The sequence below is a fragment of the Rhodoferax sp. GW821-FHT09E07 genome (assembly GCF_059416145.1).
In genome coordinates, this window is sequence record NZ_JBWKOP010000005.1 from 68,175 (window position 1) to 86,326 (window position 18,152).

19 protein-coding genes are annotated in these 18,152 nt (G+C 62.9%); 17 read left to right on the forward strand and 2 right to left on the reverse strand.

The window, feature by feature from the left end; translation table 11 throughout:
• Nucleotides 1–7 precede the first annotated feature (7 nt).
• The 10 genes from AC07OE_RS10770 to AC07OE_RS10815 all read left to right on the forward strand — a co-directional run bounded on the left by AC07OE_RS10770 (nt 8) and on the right by AC07OE_RS10815 (nt 9,757).
• Nucleotides 8–1,135, forward strand: coding sequence for an aromatic ring-hydroxylating dioxygenase subunit alpha (locus AC07OE_RS10770; RefSeq protein WP_495070560.1), 1,128 nt, complete (start codon nt 8–10; stop codon nt 1,133–1,135).
• 1 nt (nt 1,136) lies between these two features.
• Nucleotides 1,137–1,952, forward strand: coding sequence for a GntR family transcriptional regulator (locus tag AC07OE_RS10775; RefSeq protein WP_495070561.1), 816 nt, complete (start codon nt 1,137–1,139; stop codon nt 1,950–1,952).
• 26 nt (nt 1,953–1,978) lie between these two features.
• Nucleotides 1,979–2,977, forward strand: coding sequence for a PDR/VanB family oxidoreductase (locus tag AC07OE_RS10780; RefSeq protein ID WP_495070562.1), 999 nt, complete (start codon nt 1,979–1,981; stop codon nt 2,975–2,977).
• 122 nt (nt 2,978–3,099) lie between these two features.
• Nucleotides 3,100–4,272, forward strand: coding sequence for an ABC transporter substrate-binding protein (locus AC07OE_RS10785; protein ID WP_495070563.1), 1,173 nt, complete (start codon nt 3,100–3,102; stop codon nt 4,270–4,272).
• A gap of 106 nt (nt 4,273–4,378) precedes the next feature.
• Nucleotides 4,379–5,254: a branched-chain amino acid ABC transporter permease gene (locus AC07OE_RS10790; protein ID WP_495070564.1), complete on the forward strand. Its 876-nt coding sequence runs from the start codon at nt 4,379–4,381 to the stop codon at nt 5,252–5,254.
• Complete coding sequence (locus AC07OE_RS10795) at nt 5,251–6,246, forward strand: branched-chain amino acid ABC transporter permease (protein ID WP_495070565.1); 996 nt, start codon at nt 5,251–5,253, stop codon at nt 6,244–6,246. The genes AC07OE_RS10790 and AC07OE_RS10795 overlap by 4 nt, the downstream gene beginning before the upstream one ends.
• Complete coding sequence (locus AC07OE_RS10800; protein WP_495070566.1) at nt 6,243–7,034, forward strand: ABC transporter ATP-binding protein; 792 nt, start codon at nt 6,243–6,245, stop codon at nt 7,032–7,034. Before AC07OE_RS10795 ends, AC07OE_RS10800 begins: the two co-directional genes overlap by 4 nt.
• Nucleotides 7,027–7,752: an ABC transporter ATP-binding protein gene (locus AC07OE_RS10805; protein ID WP_495070567.1), complete on the forward strand. Its 726-nt coding sequence runs from the start codon at nt 7,027–7,029 to the stop codon at nt 7,750–7,752. The genes AC07OE_RS10800 and AC07OE_RS10805 overlap by 8 nt, the downstream gene beginning before the upstream one ends.
• Before the next feature lie 58 nt (nt 7,753–7,810).
• Nucleotides 7,811–8,791, forward strand: coding sequence for a Bug family tripartite tricarboxylate transporter substrate binding protein (locus AC07OE_RS10810; protein WP_495070568.1), 981 nt, complete (start codon nt 7,811–7,813; stop codon nt 8,789–8,791).
• A gap of 9 nt (nt 8,792–8,800) precedes the next feature.
• Nucleotides 8,801–9,757, forward strand: a complete 957-nt coding sequence (locus AC07OE_RS10815) for an AEC family transporter (RefSeq protein ID WP_495070569.1) — start codon at nt 8,801–8,803, stop codon at nt 9,755–9,757.
• A gap of 281 nt (nt 9,758–10,038) precedes the next feature.
• On the opposite strand, the gene AC07OE_RS10820 is transcribed toward AC07OE_RS10815, so the two are convergent.
• Nucleotides 10,039–11,046: a sodium-dependent bicarbonate transport family permease gene (locus AC07OE_RS10820; RefSeq protein WP_495070570.1), complete on the reverse strand. Its 1,008-nt coding sequence runs from the start codon at nt 11,044–11,046 to the stop codon at nt 10,039–10,041.
• Between the two features lie 84 nt (nt 11,047–11,130).
• On the opposite strand from AC07OE_RS10820, the gene AC07OE_RS10825 reads away from it, so the two are divergent.
• Nucleotides 11,131–12,033: a LysR family transcriptional regulator gene (locus AC07OE_RS10825; RefSeq protein WP_495070571.1), complete on the forward strand. Its 903-nt coding sequence runs from the start codon at nt 11,131–11,133 to the stop codon at nt 12,031–12,033.
• A gap of 27 nt (nt 12,034–12,060) precedes the next feature.
• Here AC07OE_RS10825 and AC07OE_RS10830 read toward each other — a convergent pair whose 3' ends face one another.
• A complete protein-coding gene (locus AC07OE_RS10830) occupies nt 12,061–12,978 on the reverse strand; it encodes a LysR family transcriptional regulator (RefSeq protein WP_495070572.1) in 918 nt (305 codons plus the stop codon).
• A gap of 124 nt (nt 12,979–13,102) precedes the next feature.
• On the opposite strand from AC07OE_RS10830, the gene AC07OE_RS10835 reads away from it, so the two are divergent.
• From AC07OE_RS10835 to AC07OE_RS10860, 6 genes are all read left to right on the forward strand, one after another.
• Nucleotides 13,103–13,810: a substrate-binding domain-containing protein gene (locus AC07OE_RS10835; protein ID WP_495070573.1), complete on the forward strand. Its 708-nt coding sequence runs from the start codon at nt 13,103–13,105 to the stop codon at nt 13,808–13,810.
• A 47-nt stretch (nt 13,811–13,857) separates the two neighbouring features.
• Entirely contained in the window at nt 13,858–14,886 is a 1,029-nt protein-coding gene (locus tag AC07OE_RS10840) for an amidohydrolase family protein (RefSeq protein ID WP_495070908.1), read from the forward strand.
• Between the two features lie 293 nt (nt 14,887–15,179).
• Nucleotides 15,180–15,863: a 4-carboxy-4-hydroxy-2-oxoadipate aldolase/oxaloacetate decarboxylase gene (gene ligK, locus AC07OE_RS10845; protein WP_495070574.1), complete on the forward strand. Its 684-nt coding sequence runs from the start codon at nt 15,180–15,182 to the stop codon at nt 15,861–15,863.
• 9 nt (nt 15,864–15,872) lie between these two features.
• Nucleotides 15,873–16,811 carry an amidohydrolase family protein gene (locus AC07OE_RS10850; RefSeq protein ID WP_495070575.1) on the forward strand — a complete coding sequence of 313 codons (939 nt, stop codon included), beginning with the start codon at nt 15,873–15,875 and terminating at the stop codon, nt 16,809–16,811.
• A gap of 1 nt (nt 16,812) precedes the next feature.
• On the forward strand, nt 16,813–17,256 hold the full coding sequence (gene ligA, locus AC07OE_RS10855) for a protocatechuate 4,5-dioxygenase subunit alpha (protein WP_495070576.1): 444 nt from the start codon (nt 16,813–16,815) through the stop codon (nt 17,254–17,256).
• A gap of 1 nt (nt 17,257) precedes the next feature.
• A complete protein-coding gene (locus tag AC07OE_RS10860; protein WP_495070577.1) occupies nt 17,258–18,151 on the forward strand; it encodes a class III extradiol dioxygenase subunit beta in 894 nt (297 codons plus the stop codon).
• Nucleotide 18,152: the final 1 nt, after the last annotated feature.

An 18,152-nucleotide genomic window follows, 5' to 3' on the forward strand; every position in this document is an offset into this window, starting at 1 on the left:
AGTATCCATGAAGACCGACAAACCCTCCTTTCCCCTGAACGCTTGGTACGCCGCCGCCTACGATGTGGAAGTGGCCCGCACCCTGTTGCCGCGCACCATCTGCAACCAGAAACTGGTGCTGTACCGCATGCTGGACGGCAGTGTGGCAGCGCTCGAAGACGCGTGTTGGCACCGACTGTTGCCGCTGTCGATGGGGCATCTGAATGGCGACGAGGTCACCTGCGGCTACCACGGCCTGGTGTTCAACGCGGAGGGGCGCTGCACCCACATGCCCAGCCAGGAAACGATCAACCCTTCAGCCTGCGTACGCAGCTACCCTGTGCTGGAGCGTCACCGCTTTGTCTGGATCTGGCCCGGCGACCCGGCCAAGGCCGACCCCGCGCTGGTGCCCGATCTGCACTGGAACGACGACCCAGCCTGGGCGGGCGACGGCAAGATGATCCGGGTGCAGTGTGACTACCGCCTGGTGGTGGACAACCTGATGGACCTCACGCACGAAACCTTTGTGCATGGCTCCAGCATCGGACAGCGCGCCGTGGCGGAGGCACCGTTTGTTGCCACCCATGGCGACCGCACCGCCACGGTCACGCGCTGGATGGACAACATCGATGCACCGCCATTCTGGGCCGGGCAAATCAAGCACGCACTGGGCTACGAAGGTCCGGTAGACCGCTGGCAGATCATCCGTTTCGAGGCGCCCTGTACCGTCACTATCGACGTCGGCGTGGCCCAGGCTGGCACAGGTGCCATTCCGCCCGGCGGCAACCAGGGCGATGCCAGCCTGAGCCAGCGCCAGCGGGGTGTGAACGGCTTTGTGCTCAACACCATCACGCCGGAGACCGATGGCAGCTGCCTGTACTTCTGGGCCTTTGCACGCAACTACTGCCTGGGCGAACAGGCTTTGACGCATAAGCTGCGGGAGGGCGTGGCCAGCATCTTCCGCGAGGACGAGTTGGTGCTGGAAGCCCAGCAAAAAGCGATCGAGGACCACCCCGGCTACACCTTCTACAACCTCAGCATCGACGCCGGCTCCATGTGGGCGCGCCGCCTGATTGACGGGCTGGTGGCCAAGGAACAGGTGGGGGGCGTGCAGGCACCCAGCGGTGTGATCCCGATACGTGCAGTGGCGGGTTGATATGGCTGCTGCTTCCAAATCACGCTTCCAGGGTGCTCCTGTTTCGATAGCTGCCGGCGCAGATGCCACAGGGGCTAGTGGCCAAAACAATGCCCAAAGCAGTGTCCAGGTGCAAGCTCTGCTGCGTCTGCGCGAGATGATTCTGGCCGGGGAATTGCCCGCTGGCGCCCGCATTGCCGAGCTCACCATCGTGGACAAGCTGGGCTTCTCGCGCACGCCCATACGTGCCGCGCTGATGCGGCTGGAGCAGGAGGGCCTGCTGGACGCATTGCCGCATGGCGGCTATGCGGTCAAAACTTTTTCCGAGCGCGATGTGTCCGACGCCATCGAGCTGCGTGGCACGCTGGAAGGGCTGTCGGCACGGCTGTGCGCCGAGCGCGGCGTGGCGCCCGTGGTGCTGGCCGAAGCGCGCGAATGCCTGGACGCGATTGACACCGTGCTGGCCGAGTCCGCGCTGGACGAGGCGGCGTTCTCGCGCTATGTGGACCTGAACGCACGCTTCCACGCCCTGCTGGGCGAAATGTCGGCCAGCGCCGTGGTGGCGCGTGAGCTGGAGCGGGTTTACAGCCTGCCGTTCGCTTCGCCCTCCGGCTTTGTGGTGGTGCAGGCCAATTCCCCCAGTGCGCGCGACATGCTCATCGTTGCACAAGACCAGCACCGTCAGGTGCTGGATGCCATTGAGCGCCGCGAGGGTAGCCGTGCCGAAGCCCTAATGCGCGAGCACTCGCGCCTGGCCCAGCGCAACCTGCGCGAGGCGGTGCACGGCCAGCAACTGCATGCCATGCCCGGTGTGCGCCTGATCCGCAAACGCAGCTAATCCCCCCAATTTTTACGAGCCCCCACATGCAGAGCCAACTCTCCTGGTCCACTGCCACCGTGCAGTCAGTGACCGACATCACCCCCACCGTGCGCGAATTTGTCCTGGTGCCTGCCGTGGCTGGCGACGCCGTGCGGTCCTACACACCCGGTGCGCATCTGCAGGTGGAGCTGCTGCTGCAGGGGCGCCCACAAACGCGTTCGTACTCGCTGGTGGGCCTGCCCGACGCTAGCGGCTACCGTATTGCCGTGAAGCGCGTAGAACACAGCCGGGGTGGCTCGCACGCCATGTGGCGCCTGGCCGTGGGGGACCGGCTGCGCATCAGCACGCCAGTGGGCCAGTTTGCCGCCAGCCAGCACGCCAGCGCCACACTGCTGGTGGCGGGCGGCATTGGTGTCACGCCGCTCGTCGGCATGGCGCAGCAGCTGGCGCCGCGGGCTACGCCCTTGCGCATGTTGCTGGCCGCGCGCACCACGGCCGAGCTGGCCTATGCCGAACCCCTGCGCGCGCTGTTGGGGGCGCGGCTGCTTACCCTGGCGTCTGACCAAGGCCAGCATGTGGACTTTGCAGCCGAAATTGCGGCGCTGCCCGCGGGCGCCCAGATGGTGGTGTGCGGCCCCAGTGGCATGCTAGAGGCCGCGCGGCTGTCTTGGGCACAGGCCGGGCGCCCCGCGGCCGATCTGCGGTTTGAAACCTTTGGCAATAGCGGGAGCTTGCCTGCACAGGCCTTCGACGTGCGCGTGGCGCCCCAGGGCCTGGCCTTGCAGGTGCCTGCCGACGGCAGCTTGCTGGAGGCGCTGGAGATGGCCGGTGTGCCCATGCTCTCCAACTGCCGCAAGGGCGAATGCGGGCTGTGTGCCACCAACGTGCTGTCGCTGGACGGCGAGATTGACCACCGCGATGTATTCCTGAGCCCGCATGAGAAGCAGGCCAACCAGCGCATCTGTGTCTGCGTGTCACGGGTGGTGGGGTGCATCACGCTGGACAGTGCGTACCGTCCAGAGAAAAATGCAATACCGGCGTAATTTTTCCGCGGGATATTGCAAAATGCTATATCAAAGAGTGGGGATTCTCGATTGCGCAAGTCCCATTTAGCGGCGATATTCCGCCCAGTGTGAGATGACAAAACCCCAACAGGAGACAGCACATGAACAAGCGTCACTTCCTTCGCGCCACCGCCCTGGCCAGCCTCGCCCTGGTCGGCACCGTGGCCCTCGCGCAGGACAATACCTTCAAGATCGGCCTGATCCTGCCCATGACCGGCCAACAGGCCACCACCGGCCGCCAGATTGAAGCGGCCGCCAAGCTCTACATGGCGCAGAACGGCGACATGATTGCTGGCAAAAAAGTCCAGCTCATCATCAAGGATGACACCAGCATCCCCGACGTGACCAAGCGCCTGGCACAAGAACTGGTGGTGAACGACAAGGTCAATGTGCTGGCCGGCATGGGCATCACGCCCTCTGCCCTGGCCACGGCAGCCATTGCCACCCAGTCCAAGACCCCGTTGGTGGTGATGGCTGCGGCTACCTCCAGCATCACCGAAGCCTCGCCCTACGTGGTCCGCACCAGCTTCACGCTGCCCCAGGCATCGGTGGCATTGGCCGACTGGGCGCCCAAGAACGGCATCAAAAAGGTCGTGACCCTGGTGTCGGATTACGGCCCTGGTATCGATGCCGAGAAATTCTTCAAGGAACGTCTAACCTTCAACGGCGGCCAAGTGACCGAAGCCCTGCGCGTGCCGCTGCGCAACCCGGACTTCGCGCCCTTCCTGCAAAAAGTGCGTGACCTGAAACCCGATGCGCTGTTTGTGTTCGTGCCCTCGGGTGCCGGCGCCGCGGTGATGAAGCAGTTCCTGGAGCGCGGCATGGACAAGGCCGGCATCAAGCTCATTGGCACTGGCGACGTGACCGATGACGACCAATTGAACGACATGGGCGACGGTGCCCTGGGTGTGGTTACCTCGCACCACTACTCCACGGCCCACCCCTCTGCCCTGAACAAGAAGTTTGTCGAGGCGTTCCAGAAGGCCAACAACAACCTGCGTCCCAACTTCATGGCCGTGGGTGGCTATGACGGCATGCGCGTCATCTACGAAGCGCTCAAGGCCACCAAGGGGGCGGGCGGCGGTGACGCCCTTCTGGCGGCCATGAAGGGCCAGATTTTTGAGAGCCCGCGCGGCCCGATGTTCATCGACGCGCAAACCCGCGACGTGGTGCAAAACATCTACCTGCGCAAGGTCGAGAAGAAAGACGGTCAGCTCTACAACATCGAGTTCGACGTAATCAAGGACGTGAAAGACCCCGGCAAGAACCGCTGAACACGGTACGCACCCCCAGGCAAAAAAGCGATGGCACTCCCCTCGCTTTTTTGTTGCCCGCGCGCTACCGTTGGGCCTGCTTTGCGAGATATGGATTGGTAAATTTATGTTGACCCTGCTTTTCGACGGCATCGCCTACGGCATGCTGCTGTTCATCCTGGCCGTAGGCCTGGCGGTGACCATGGGCCTGATGAACTTCATCAACCTGGCCCACGGCGCGTTTGCCATGGTGGGGGGCTACATCACCGTGCTCTTGATGCAGCGGCTCAATGTGCCCTTCCTGCTGTGCCTGCCAGCGGCGTTCATCGGGGCCGCCTTGCTGGGCGCCGTGCTGGAGCGCACGCTGTACCGCCCGCTGTACCACAAGCCCCACCTGGACCAGGTGCTGTTCTCCATTGGCCTGACCTTCATGGCCGTGGCCGCGGTGGACTACTTTGTGGGCTCTACCCAGCAAATCCTGCAACTGCCGGAATGGCTCAAGGGCCGCACCGAACTGGGCGAGGGCGCCTGGATGCTGGGCATGGGCCACTACCGCCTGTTCATCATCGCTGTCTGTGCCGCGCTTACCGTTGGGCTGCAATACATCCTCACCAAGACCCGCTTTGGCAGCCGCCTGCGTGCCTCGGTGGACGACCAGCGTGTGGCCGCAGGCCTTGGCATCAATGTCAACGTGGTCTTCCTTTCCACCTTTGCCGTGGGCTCGGGCCTGGCCGGCCTGGGCGGAGCGTTGGGTGCCGATGTGCTGGGCATGGACCCCACCTTTCCCCTCAAGTTCATGATTTACTTCCTGATCGTGGTCGCCGTGGGCGGCACATCCAGCATCACCGGACCATTGCTGGCCGCGCTGTTGCTCGGCATTGCCGACGTGGCCGGCAAGTACTACATCCCCAAGCTGGGGGCCTTCATCGTGTATAGCCTGATGATCTTGATTCTGGTTTGGCGCCCGCAAGGCCTGTTTGTGCGCAAGGGGGGCAAGGCATGACCACCACAACCTCCAACAAGCCCAACATCCTGTTGGCCGCACGCCGCTGGCGCTGGTGGGAAGTCGTGCTGTGGGCCGTGGCCCTGGCCTCGCCCTGGCTGCTGTCCAGCCACGCCCTCATCATCAACGAGATTGCCATCGTCGCGCTGTTTGCGCTCTCCCTGGACATCATCCTGGGTTACACCGGCATCGTCTCGCTGGGCCACGCCGCTTTCTTTGGCATGGGTGCCTACTCGGCCGCCCTGTTTGCCAAGCTGGTCATGCCGGACCCGCTGGTTGGGTTGGCTGTGGGCGTTGCCACCGCCACCGTGCTGGGCGCGGTCTGCAGCGTCACCATCCTGCGCGGCACCGACCTGACCCGTCTCATGGTGACTCTGGGTGTGGGCCTCATCCTCATGGAGCTGGCCAACAAGCTGGACTGGTTGACCGGCGGTGCCGACGGGCTGCAGGGCGTGGTCATGGGGCCGCTGCTGGGCCGCTTTGAGTTTGACCTGGCCGGCCAGACTGCAGCCTGGTACTCGCTCACCGTGCTGCTCCTTCTGTTTGTTCTCGCGCGCCGGTTTGTGGGTTCGCCGTTTGGTGCCACGCTCAAGGCCATCCATGACAACCGCCTGCGCGCCATGGCCATCGGTATTCCTGTGTCACAGCGCCTGGCCGTGGCCTACACCGTGGCCGCCGGTGCAGCCGGTGCGGCCGGTGCCCTGCTGGCCCAGACCTCGGGCTTTGCCTCGCTGGATGTGTTCGAGTTTCACCGCTCGGCCGATGTGATGCTGGTGCTGGTCATCGGCGGCGTGGGCTGGTTGTATGGTGGTGTGGCAGGTGCCCTGGTCTTCAAGCTCATGCAGGACTTCCTCTCCAACATCACCCCGCAGTACTGGACGTTCTGGATCGGTCTGTTCCTGGTGGTGCTGGTGCTGGTCGGGCGTGAACGCCTGGTGCGCCCCTGGACCTGGTTCTCCCGCAAGAAATCCTCCAGCGGAGGACAAGCATGAACACGACGATGCAAGCCTCTCCCAACACCGTGCTCAGCGCCCAGGGCCTGGTCATGAAATTTGGCGGCATCACCGCCACCAACAACGTCAGCCTGGACCTGAAGCAGGGCGCCCGCCATGCGCTCATTGGCCCCAACGGCGCAGGCAAGACCACACTGATCAACCTGCTGACCGGTGTGCTGCAGCCCACCGAGGGCCGTATCGTGCTCGAAGGCCAGGACATCACCGACCTGGCACCGCACCAGCGCGTGCGCCGCGGCATGGTGCGCACCTTCCAGATCAACCAGCTGTTTGACACGCTAAGCCCGATGGAAACCCTGGCCATGGTGGTCAGCCAGCACCAGGGCCTGGGCGGCAAGTGGTGGCAGCCGCTGGGCGCCAGCCGCCGCGTGACGGAGCGCTGCGAGCAATTGCTGGAGCAGTTCCACCTGACCAGCGTGATGGCGCAGGAAACCCGCGTGCTGGCCTATGGCAAGCGCCGCCTGTTGGAGATTGCGATTGCGCTGGCCTGCGAGCCACGCGTGCTGCTGCTGGACGAACCCGTGGCCGGTGTGCCCGCAGGTGAGCGTGAAGAGCTGCTCCAAACCGTGGCGGCCCTGCCCGCCGATGTGTCCATCCTTTTGATTGAACATGACATGGATCTGGTCTTCAGCTTTGCCAACCGCATGACGGTGCTGGTCAACGGCACCCTGCTCACGGAGGGCAACCCCGAACAGATTGCCAACGACCCGCAGGTCAAGGCCGTGTACCTGGGCCATGCCGAAGGTGAGGAGGCCCACCATGGCTGAGCTGCTCAAAGTCGAGAACCTGTCGGCTGGCTATGGCGAAGCCGTGGTGCTGCATGGTGTGTCCGTCAGCATCAACGAAGGCGAAACCCTGGCGCTGCTGGGGCGTAACGGCACTGGCAAGACCACCTTCATGAACACCCTGGCCGGCGCCACGCGACAGCACGGCGGCACCATCGCCCTGGGCGGCGTGACCCTGCACAAGCTGCCGCAGCACGAGCGTGCGGCGGCCGGCATTGGCTGGGTGCCGCAGGAGCGCAACATCTTCAAGTCGCTCACGGTGGACGAGAATCTCTCCGCCGTGGCCCGCCCCGCACGCGCCGGCCGCAAGGCGGCGATGTGGACGCCAGCGCGTGTGTACGAGCTGTTTCCGCGCTTGGCCGAGCGCAAGACCAACCTGGGTACACAGCTCTCTGGCGGCGAGCAGCAGATGCTGGCCGTGGGTCGTGCGCTGGTGCTCAATCCCACCCTGCTGCTGCTGGATGAGCCTTGCGAAGGACTGGCACCCATCATCGTGCAGGAGCTGCTGCGGGCCATTCGCCGCATCACACGGGAAGAGGGCCTCTCCGCCATCATCGTGGAGCAGCATCCGCAGGCTATCCTGGCCATCAGCGATACCGCTGCGGTGCTGGACCGCGGCACGGTGGTGCACAGCGGCACGGCCAAGGGGCTGCAAGACCAGCCGGCGTTGTTGGACAAGCTGCTGGGCGTAGCACGGTAGCACTATGAATTTGATAGCTGGTGGCGCAATATTTACGGGGGCTAGAGGCCTGAAATCTATGAAGACTATGTCCAGGCTGCTTTCCTCGGTACTGGCCACTGTGCTGGCTGGCGCGCTCGGCGTGGCGCCTGCGCTGGCGGATACCTACCCGTCGAAACCGATTCGCCTGGTGGTGCCGTTTGGTGCCGGCGGTGTGGCCGACCTGACCGCGCGCACCGTGGCGCAGAAGATGTCCGAGTCCCTGGGGCAAGCCATTGTGGTGGACAACAAGCCCGGCGCGGGCGGGGTGGTGGCAGGCGACGCCGTGGCCAAGGCAGAGCCCGATGGCTACACGCTGCTGCTCATGTCCAATGGCACCGCGGTGAGTGCTGGCTTGTTCAAGAGTCTGCCGTTTGATGCCCAGCGCGACTTTGCACCCATCTCCACCCTGGGCTACTTTGATCTGGCCGTGCTGGCCTCGCCCAATGCACCCTACAAGACCATGACCGATCTGCTGGCCTATGCCAAGGCCAACCCGGGCAAGCTCAATGTGGGCACCATCAATATTGGCAGTACGCAGAACCTGGCCGCCGAGCTGCTCAAAACCCGCGCGGGCGTGGACTTTCTGGTCGTGCCCTTCAACGGCACCCCCGCACTGACCACGGCGTTGCGTGGCGGGCAGATCGACGTGGCGGTGGAAATTCTCGGCCCCATGATGGGTCAGGTGAGTTCCAAGGCCGTGCGCCCGCTGGCCGTGCTGAGCGATACGCGCGCCAGCCTGCTGCCCGATGTGCCCACGCTGATGCAAAGCGGTGTGAAGGACTTTGATGTGTCGTCCTGGAACGCGCTGGCCGCGCCGGCCAAGACACCCAAGGACGTGATCGCCCGCCTGAACCGGGAAGTGCAGGCCGCGCTGAACTCGCCTGATGTGAAGAAAAAGCTGTACGAGCTGAACGTCGAAGCGCGCGGCTCCACGCCCGAGAAGCTGGGCGAGCTGCTGGCCAGCGAAATCAAGCGCTGGAGCGATGTGATCGCCAAAGCGAACGTACCCAAACTCTGAGTCCCAAGCTTGCTGGATATCCTGGCCATCACCGGCCCCATCTACCTCTGCATTGCCGCAGGCTTTCTGGCGACGCGCTACGGCGTTTTCAGCAAAGCGGACATGCGGGTGCTGGGCAAGTTCGTGCTGAACTTTGCGCTGCCCGCCTTGCTCTTCAACGCAGTGTCACAGCGCCCGTTGCGTGAGGTCATGCACGCTGACTACCTGCTGGCCTATGGCCTGGGCTCCTGCACCATGCTGGTCGGCGGCTATGCCTGGGCGCGTTGGGTGGACAAGGGAGAAAAAACCTACCGCGCCTACTTCGCCATGGGGATGTGCTGCTCCAACAGTGGGTATGTGGGCTATCCGGTGGTGTCGCTCACGCTCGGTGCCATTGCGCCGGTGGCACTGGCGCTGAACATGGTGGTCGAAAACCTGGTGAAGCTGCCCATCCTCATGTCACTGGCCGATGCCGGCGAGGCTCAACCAGCAGGTCACCGCCGCAGCCTATGGCGTGTGCTGGTGTCCACCGTGCTGGGCTTGCTGCGTACCCCCATGTTGGTCGCCATCCTGGCGGGATTTGTGTGTTCGGTGCTGGAGTGGCATTTGCCAGGCCCGCTGGGCCGGACGGTGACGCTGTTCTCGCAGGCCACCACCGCCGTGGCGCTGTTTGTCATCGGCGGCGCGCTAGTGGGCCTGCGCTTGCAGGGCAAGCGCCGCATGGTGGGCAAGATCGTGATCGGCAAGCTGATGTTGCACCCGCTGTGCGTATTCATTGCGCTGACCTGGATATCGCCTATCAGCGACCCCCAGTTGCGCACCGCCGCGTTGCTGTTCGCCGCCATGCCCATGCTGGGCATTTACCCGCTGTTGGCACAACGGCATGGCCATGAAGATGTGAGTGCCGCCGCACTGCTGGCCACCACCATCGCCTCGTTCTTCACGCTGAATCTGTTGCTGCTGGCGCTGAAGCACTACCCGCTTTGACGGCAACCAGCGTGTTGACCGCCTGGATTGCCGCATCCCGCGTAGGCCAGGTTCTGCCGTGGTCGAACAAGGGTGGGCGTGATTCAACGTGGATGATCTCGATGTACCAAGGGCCACTGGGGGTGTGGCACAGCTTGGCCATGTAGTGCTGGCTGCCTGCTACGCCCGGAACATATTCTTCGATGGGCTCTGGTTGTTCCATGGTCATAAGGTCTCTGTGCAAATCCCTATTTTGCGCCGGCAGAACCATGCGAACAATCCTGGCCACGGTAATCGGTAGGTCACTGCAAGACGGCTTGCGCAACAGCCGTGTAGGTGGGGATTCCCAGAATGATGTTCATCGGAAACGTGACGCCCAGGCTCAAACCGAAGTACAGGGAGGGGCTCGCTTCCGGAAGTGCATAACGCAGTACCGCTGGAACAGCAATGTAAGAAGCACTGGCAGCAAGAACCATCAGCAGGGCGCCATCGCCGGGGGGTAGATGGAGCAGGTGCGCCAGGCCGAGCGCAAGACTTGCATGCGTGACGGGGCCCAACACGGCGTATGCGAGAAAGACGGGCGACTTTCCCCGGATGTTCGACAAATTGCGCGCAGCCATCAGCCCCATATCCAGCAGGAAAAATGACAGCATTCCCTTGAAAAGGTCGCCGGAAAACGGCTGCATGGCCGCCTTTCCGGTGTCGCCGGTGATCAGTCCCACCGCCATGGCACCCAGGAGCAAGAGCTGTGCGCCGTCGGTAAACGACTCATGCAGTATCTTGCCGATCGATACCCTCGGCATCTTGGTCGGCCCCTGCATGACTGCCGCACCGCTGGCCAGTGCAACCACGCCTTCACCCGCCCGTTGTCTCAGGGTGTTGGCGAATATCACCGCCATCACGATGGCAGGTGACTCCATCAACGCCATCGCAGCAGCCATGTGCCCGCCGTAGGGGATCTGCTGATTTTCCAGGTACTGCACCGTGGTCACGAAGGTCACGGCACTGACCGAACCATAAGTAGCCGCGACCGCTGCGGCATCAAACCCCGAGACGAATCGCCGCAGGACGCTGTAGCCCAGCATCGGAATGGCCACTGCCAAAACGATGGCAGCTGCAATGGTGGCTCCCACTTTGTCGCTCAGCCCTGAATGGGAGAGCGCAAACCCGCCCTTCAGGCCCAGAGCCATCAACAAATACAGAGACAAGAATCGTGAAATGGCTGGTGGAATCTCAAGGTTCGACTTGGCTGTTCCAGCCAGCACGCCGAAAACAAAGAAAAGGATTGCGGGGTCAAGCAGGTTTTGCATAAGGGTTCTCCTGGCCCCCATACTAAAAATCCTCTCATGGTTTGTAAAATCGATTCTTATGTGCTTGCATATAGATAAATATCTATGAATATCACTTTCCGACAGCTCCGGTTATTTCTTGCCTTGGCGGAGACCGGCAGTGTGAGTGCGGCCGCCAAGGCCATGCATGTCACGCAGCCCACGGCTTCGATGCAGTTGAAAGAGGTGTCCCAGTCAGTGGGGATGCCGCTTTACGAAGTGATTGGAAAGAAAATCTACCTGACGGACGTGGGCAAGGAGTTGGCTACGACGGCGCGTGCCGTAGCCCAGACGTGGGATGCGTTTGAACAGGGCGTGGATGCAGCCAAAGGCCTGTCGCGCGGCCGATTGAGGGTGGCGGTGGTCAGCACCGCAAAATATTTCATGCCGCGTCTCATCGGCAGCTTTTGCAAGAAGCACCCCGCTGTTGACATCTCGTTGGAAATTCTCAACCGCGATGGCGTCGTCCACCGCATGCGTGAGAACCTGGACGACATCTACATCATGTCCATGCCGCCCGCCGACATGGACTTGAGCGACGAAGTGTTCATGTCCAACCCCATTGTGCTGATTGCGCCCACTGCATCTCCGCTGGTCAAGCAGAGCGCCGTTGCAATGCCCGAACTCTCCCAGCATCGCTTCATCTTGCGTGAAAAAGGCTCGGGTACGCGTATGGCTGCAGAGCGGTTTTTTCGGACAGAAAAATTTCGTCCAGATGTCCGGCTGGAGCTGGGCAGCAATGAGGCTGTGAAGGAGTCCGTTGCGGGCGGGCTGGGCTTGGGTATTGTGTCCAGCCACGTTTTGCATGGCCTGGACAAAGAGCATGGCGTGCGTGTGGTGGATGTCCAGGGCTTTCCCCTTCCATCCGCGTGGCACATCGTGCATCCGTCCAGCAAGCGGCTGTCTCCGCTGGCGCAGGCATTCAAGCGGCACATGCTGGAAGAAGTCAAACGCCGCAAATGGGGGTGAGCCACTCTTCGGTGTGAGCGGGTCGCGCTAGTGGTGGATGGCTTTGAGTACCACCTGGCTTACCACGTCCATGGCCTTGCGCTGCGTTTGCGTGGTGGGCCGGCGGGCTGACCACACCAGCATCAGCTGGCTCATGATGCGCGGGCTGTGGATGGACTGCACGGTGAAGGTGCCGGGGTTGTCAAAGTTGCTCAGCGTGTAGCTGGGCAGCACGGCGTGGCCCATCCCTTCTTTCACCAGGTTCAGGATGGCGTTGAGGCCATCGACCTCCAGCATCACCTCGGGGCGTCGGCCAATGGCCATCATTTCGCCCTCAATGAGGATGCGAAACGCGTTCGGCCGGCTGGGCAAAATCAGTGGCAGGTCGGCCACATCCTTGAGGCTGATCGCGGGCGCGGCCTTGGTCTTTTTGCCTGCCGCACCGGCCTGCGGGTTGTGTGAGATCAGCGAGAGTTCGTCCTCGTCCAGCGTGCTCATTTCCAGCTCGGTGCTCTGCCCGGGGTTGTAGAGCACGGCCATGTCCAGGTTGCCCAGGCGCAGGCCTTCGTGCATCTGCACCGAGAAGCCTTCGGTCAACGTCAGTTGCGCCTGCGGCAGGTGTTCGCGAAACGCCAGCACCAAGGGCACGGTGATGAGCTTGGACAGGCTGGGGGGCAGGCCGATGGACACGCGCCCGGCCAGCGCGCCGCGCGCCGCGCCCAACTCTTCGCGCGTGAGCTGCACCTGGTGCAGAATGCCGCGCCCGTGCTCCAGCAGCAGCTTGCCTGCCTCGGTGGGCACGGCGCCGCGGCCATTGCGCGTCAGCAGGTTTTGCCGCAGCTCCACCTCCAGCAGGCGGATTTGTCGGCTCAACGCGGGCTGGGCCACGTCCAGCGAGATGGAGGCGCGCGTGAAACTGCCCAGCTCGGCCACCCGCACAAAGTATTCCAGCTGTTTCAGGTCCATGGCAGGTCTCCAGATAAGGGTGTGGCATCAGCGAATAGCTGCGGCTGAATTATGCCAATTTGAGATAGCTGCTAGTGCCCCCCTTGCCTTATCAAATGGCGGCCTGCCGACCAGAATACCGAGCATGTCCAACACCGTCCCCACTCCTTCCGTGGCCCTGAAGTGCATCTCGTCCATGGCCACACGCCTGCTGCTCAATGCGCTGGCGGCGGACTTCACGGCCCAGACCGGCCAGGCTGTCGTCATTGAGTCCGTGGGCGGGGTGGATGCGGCCAAGCGCGTGCAGGCCGGTGAGGTGTTTGACGCCGTGTTTCTCGCGTCCGACGCCATCGACAAGCTGATCGCCGCCGGCCATCTGCAAGGTGCCCGCGTGGACCTGGTGCATTCCGGAGTGGCCGTGGCGGTGCCCACCGGTGCGCAGACGCCCGATATTTCCTCGGAAGACGCGGTGCGCACCGCGGTGCTGGCCGCGCCCACGCTGGGCTATTCCACCGGCCCCAGCGGCGTGGCCTTGGTCAAGCTGTTCGAGCGTTGGGGCATTGCCGAAGCCTTGCAAAGCCGCATCGTGCAGGCGCCGCCCGGCGTGCCCGTGGGCGCGCTGGTGGCGCGCGGCGAGGTGGCGTTGGGCTTCCAGCAGTTCAGCGAGCTCATCCATGTCGAGGGCATCACCATCGTGGGCCCGCTGCCGCCCGCCATCCAGATCACCACCACCTTCTCGGCCGGCGTGGGCAGCCAGTCTGCCCAGCCCGAGGCGGTGCGCGCGTTGTTGGCCTTCATGGCCTCACCCCAGGTCGCAGCGGCCAAGCAGCGCGAGGGCATGCAGCCCGCCTGAGCCATCCCATTTGAAAAGAACCCCAGGAGACACCCGTGAAAAAGCCCCTGATCATTGACTGCCACGGCCACTACACCACCGCGCCCAAGGCGCTGGAAAACTGGCGCAACGCCCAGATCGCCAACCTCAATACGTCCGAGCTGGGCCCCAAGGTGGCGGACCTCAAGATCAGCGACGACGAGTTGATCGAGACCATTGAGCAGAACCAGCTGCGCCTGATGAAGGAGCGTGGCTCGGACCTCACCATCTTCAGCCCGCGCGCCAGCTTCATGGCCCATCACATCGGCGACTTCAACACCAGCGCCACCTGGGCCGCCATCTGCAACGAGCTGTGCTTCCGCGTGAGCCAGCTCTTCCCGGACAACTTCATCCCCGCGGCCATGCTCCCGCAAAGCCCCGGTGTGGACCCGGCTACTTGCATTCCCGAGCTGGTGAAGTGCGTGGAGCAGTACGGTAACGTGGGCATCAACCTCAACCCCGACCCTAGCGGCGGCCATTGGAACTCCCCCCCGCTGAGCGACAAGCACTGGTTCCCCATCTACGAGAAGATGGTGGAGTACGACATCCCCGCGATGATCCACGTCAGCACCAGCTGCAACGCCTGCTTCCACACCACCGGCGCCCACTATCTGAACGCGGACACCACGGCCTTCATGCAGTGCCTGTCCAGCGACCTGTTCAAGCACTTCCCCACGCTCAAGTTCCTGATTCCGCATGGCGGTGGCGCCGTGCCTTACCACTGGGGCCGTTTCCGCGGCCTGGCGCAGGAGCTGAAGAAGCCGCTGCTGGAAGAGCATTTGCTCAACAACATCTACTTCGACACGTGTGTGTACCACCAGCCCGGCATTGATTTGCTCAATACCGTGATCCCGGTCAAGAACGTGCTGTTTGCTTCCGAGATGATTGGCGCTGTGCGTGGCATCGACCCGCAGACTGGCAACTACTACGACGACACCAAGCGCTATATCGAGGCGTCCAAGATTTTGAGCAACGAGGACCGGTTTGAGATTTACGAGGGGAATGCGCGGCGGGTGTTTCCGCGCTTGGATGCGGCTTTGAAAGCGAAAGGCAAGTAACTCTGCGGGGTTTGGGGGGGTCGGGGTGGCCATGCGTTTTGCTGCGTGTCCCCCGCCCGCTTTGCGGGCTCCTCCTTTACCTCCGCAAAACGCATGGCCACCCCGCTCCTTGCTGGCGTGCTTGAAGCGGGGAGTGAAGAATTTTGTTCGCAGCGGTGGAGTAGGGGTGAGTGCCGCAGCGAAGTCAAGGAGGAGCCCGCAAAGCGGGCGGGGGACATGAGCGGAGGCACTCTCCCCTGATCCGCCGCGGAGCCAGCTAAAACATAGACGAGAAATATTCAGGAGAAACAGAAATGTACGAATTAGGCGTTGTCTACAGAAACATCCACCGCGCTGACCGCGCAGCGGCAGACGGCTTGGCCGCACTCGGCTCTGCCACCGTGCACGAAGCCATGGGCCGCGTGGGCCTGCTCAAGCCCTATATGCGCCCCATCTACAGCGGTCAGCAGGTGTCTGGCACGGCTGTTACCGTGCTGCTGCAGCCCGGTGACAACTGGATGATGCATGTGGCTGCGGAGCAGATCCAGCCTGGCGATATCGTGGTGGCCACGGTGACTGCGGAGTGCACCGACGGATTTTTCGGTGACCTGTTGGCCACCAGCTTCCAAGCCCGCGGCGCGCGCGCGCTCATCATCGACGGTGGCGTGCGCGACGTGAAAGAGCTGCAGCGCATGGGCTTTCCCGTTTGGAGCAAGGCTATCAGCAGCAAGGGCACCATCAAGGCAACCCTGGGCTCAGTCAACATACCCATCGTGTGCGCCGGCATGCTGGTGACACCCGGAGATGTGATCGTGGCGGATGATGACGGCGTGGTCTGCGTGCCCGCAGCGCGCGCCGCCGCCACGCTGGAAGCCGCGCAAAAGCGCGAAAGTTTTGAAGGCGAGAAGCGCGCCAAGTTGGCAGCCGGTGTGCTGGGCCTGGACATGTACAAGATGCGCGAGCCTTTGGCGGCGCTGGGTTTGAAGTACTTCGACTGAGGGCGTGACATGAGCAAACCTACTTCGGGTGACTTCGCCAAGACTGCGGGCTGGTTGGACTGGTACACCGGTCCGGCCACGCCCGCGTTCAAATTGCCCGCTGGCGCAGTCGATGCGCACTGCCATGTGTTCGGCCCGGGCGCCGAGTTTCCGTATGCGCCAGAGCGCAAGTACACGCCGTGTGACGCCTCCAAAACGCAACTCTTTGCGCTACGTGACCATCTGGGCTTTGAGAAAAACGTTATCGTGCAGGCCACTTGCCACGGTGCGGACAACCGTGCCATGGTGGATGCGCTGCTGGCCAGCCATGGCAAAGCGCGGGGCGTGGCCACGGTCAGGCGCAGCGTTACCGATGAAGAAATCCAGGCCATGCATGACGCCGGTGTGCGTGGCTTGCGCTTCAACTTCGTCAAGCGCCTGGTGGACTTCACACCCAAGGACGAGCTGATGGAGATTGCCAGCCGCATCGCGAAATGGGGCTGGCATGTGGTGATCTACTTTGAGGCGGTGGACCTGCCCGAGCTGTGGGACTTCTTCACCGCGCTGCCGACCACCGTGGTGGTGGACCACATGGGCCGGCCGGATGTGTCGCTGCCGGTGGATGGACCTCAGTTCGCGTTGTTTGAAAAGTTCATGCGTGAGCACAGCAATGTATGGAGCAAGGTAAGTTGTCCTGAGCGTTTGAGCGTGACGGGCCCCAAGGCCCTGAACGGCGAACAGAACGCCTACCGCGATGTGATTCCCTTTGCCAAGCGCATCGTGGAGCAGTTCCCCGACCGCGTGTTGTGGGGCACCGACTGGCCGCACCCCAACCTGAAGGACCACATGCCCGACGACGGCTTGCTGGTGGACTTCATTCCCCACATCGCCCCCACTTCCGAGCTGCAACGCAAGCTGCTGGTGGACAACCCCAACCGCCTCTATTGGCCTGAAACTCTTAAAGACTGATATGGCACTCGACAAACCCTACCAGGACATTCCCGGCACCATCATTTTTGATGCCGAACAAAGCCGCAAGGGCTACTGGCTCAACCAGTTTTGCATGAGCCTGATGAAGGCGGAGAACCGCACCCGCTTCAAGGCCGACCAGCGTGCCTACCTGAACGAATGGCCCATGAGCGAGGAGCAGAAGCAGGCCGTCATCGACATGGACCTGAACCGCGCCATGCAACTGGGTGGCAACATCTACTTCCTGGCCAAGATCGGCGCCACCCACGGCAAGAGCTTCCAGCAGATGGCGGGCAGCATGACCGGCATGACCGAAGAGGAATACCGCGCCATGATGATCGCCGGCGGCCGCTCGGCCGAAGGCAATCGCCACCTCGGTGAGGACGGCGACGCCCAACCCCACCGACAACCCCAAGGCCAAGCTGGCAAGAAAGAGAGTGCCTGAGATGGCCCGCATTACCGCCTCCGTTTACACCTCCCACGTGCCGGCCATCGGCGCCGCCATGGATCTGGGCAAGACCCACGAAGACTATTGGAAACCGCTGTTCGCAGGCTACGACTTCTCCAAGCAATGGATGAAGGACAACAAGCCCGACGTGATCTTTCTGGTCTACAACGACCATGCCACTGCGTTCAGCCTGGACCTGATTCCCACCTTTGCCATCGGCACGGCATCCGAATACACCCCGGCGGACGAAGGCTTCGGTCCCCGCCCCGTGCCCAAGGTGAAGGGCCACCCGGATCTGGCTTCGCACATCGCGCATTCCGTCATCCAGCAAGACTTTGACCTCACCATCGTGAACAAGATGGATGTGGACCACGGCCTGACCGTGCCCCTGAGCCTGATGTGCGGTGAGAAAGACCCGGTCAAGGACAGTTGGCCCTGCCCGGTGATTCCGTTTGCGGTGAACGTGGTGCAGTACCCCGTGCCCAGCGGCCAGCGCTGCTTCAATCTGGGCAAGGCCATCCGCAAGGCGGTGGAGAGCTATGACGAAGACTTGAATGTGCACATCTGGGGCACGGGCGGCATGAGCCACCAGCTGCAGGGCGCGCGTGCCGGTCTCATCAACCGTGCGTGGGACAACGCCTGGCTGGACCAGATGATCACCGACCCCGCGGCCTGCGCCGCCACGCCGCACATCGACTACGTGCGCGAAGCCGGTAGCGAAGGCATTGAGCTCGTGATGTGGCTGATCGCCCGTGGCGCCATGTCGGACGTACCCTACGATGCTACAGATTTGGAAGCTGCTCGCGCCCATTCTGTGGGGGTTGCACACCGTTTTTACCATGTGCCCGCCAGCAACACGGCAGTGGGGCATGTGATTTTGGAGAACAACTGAC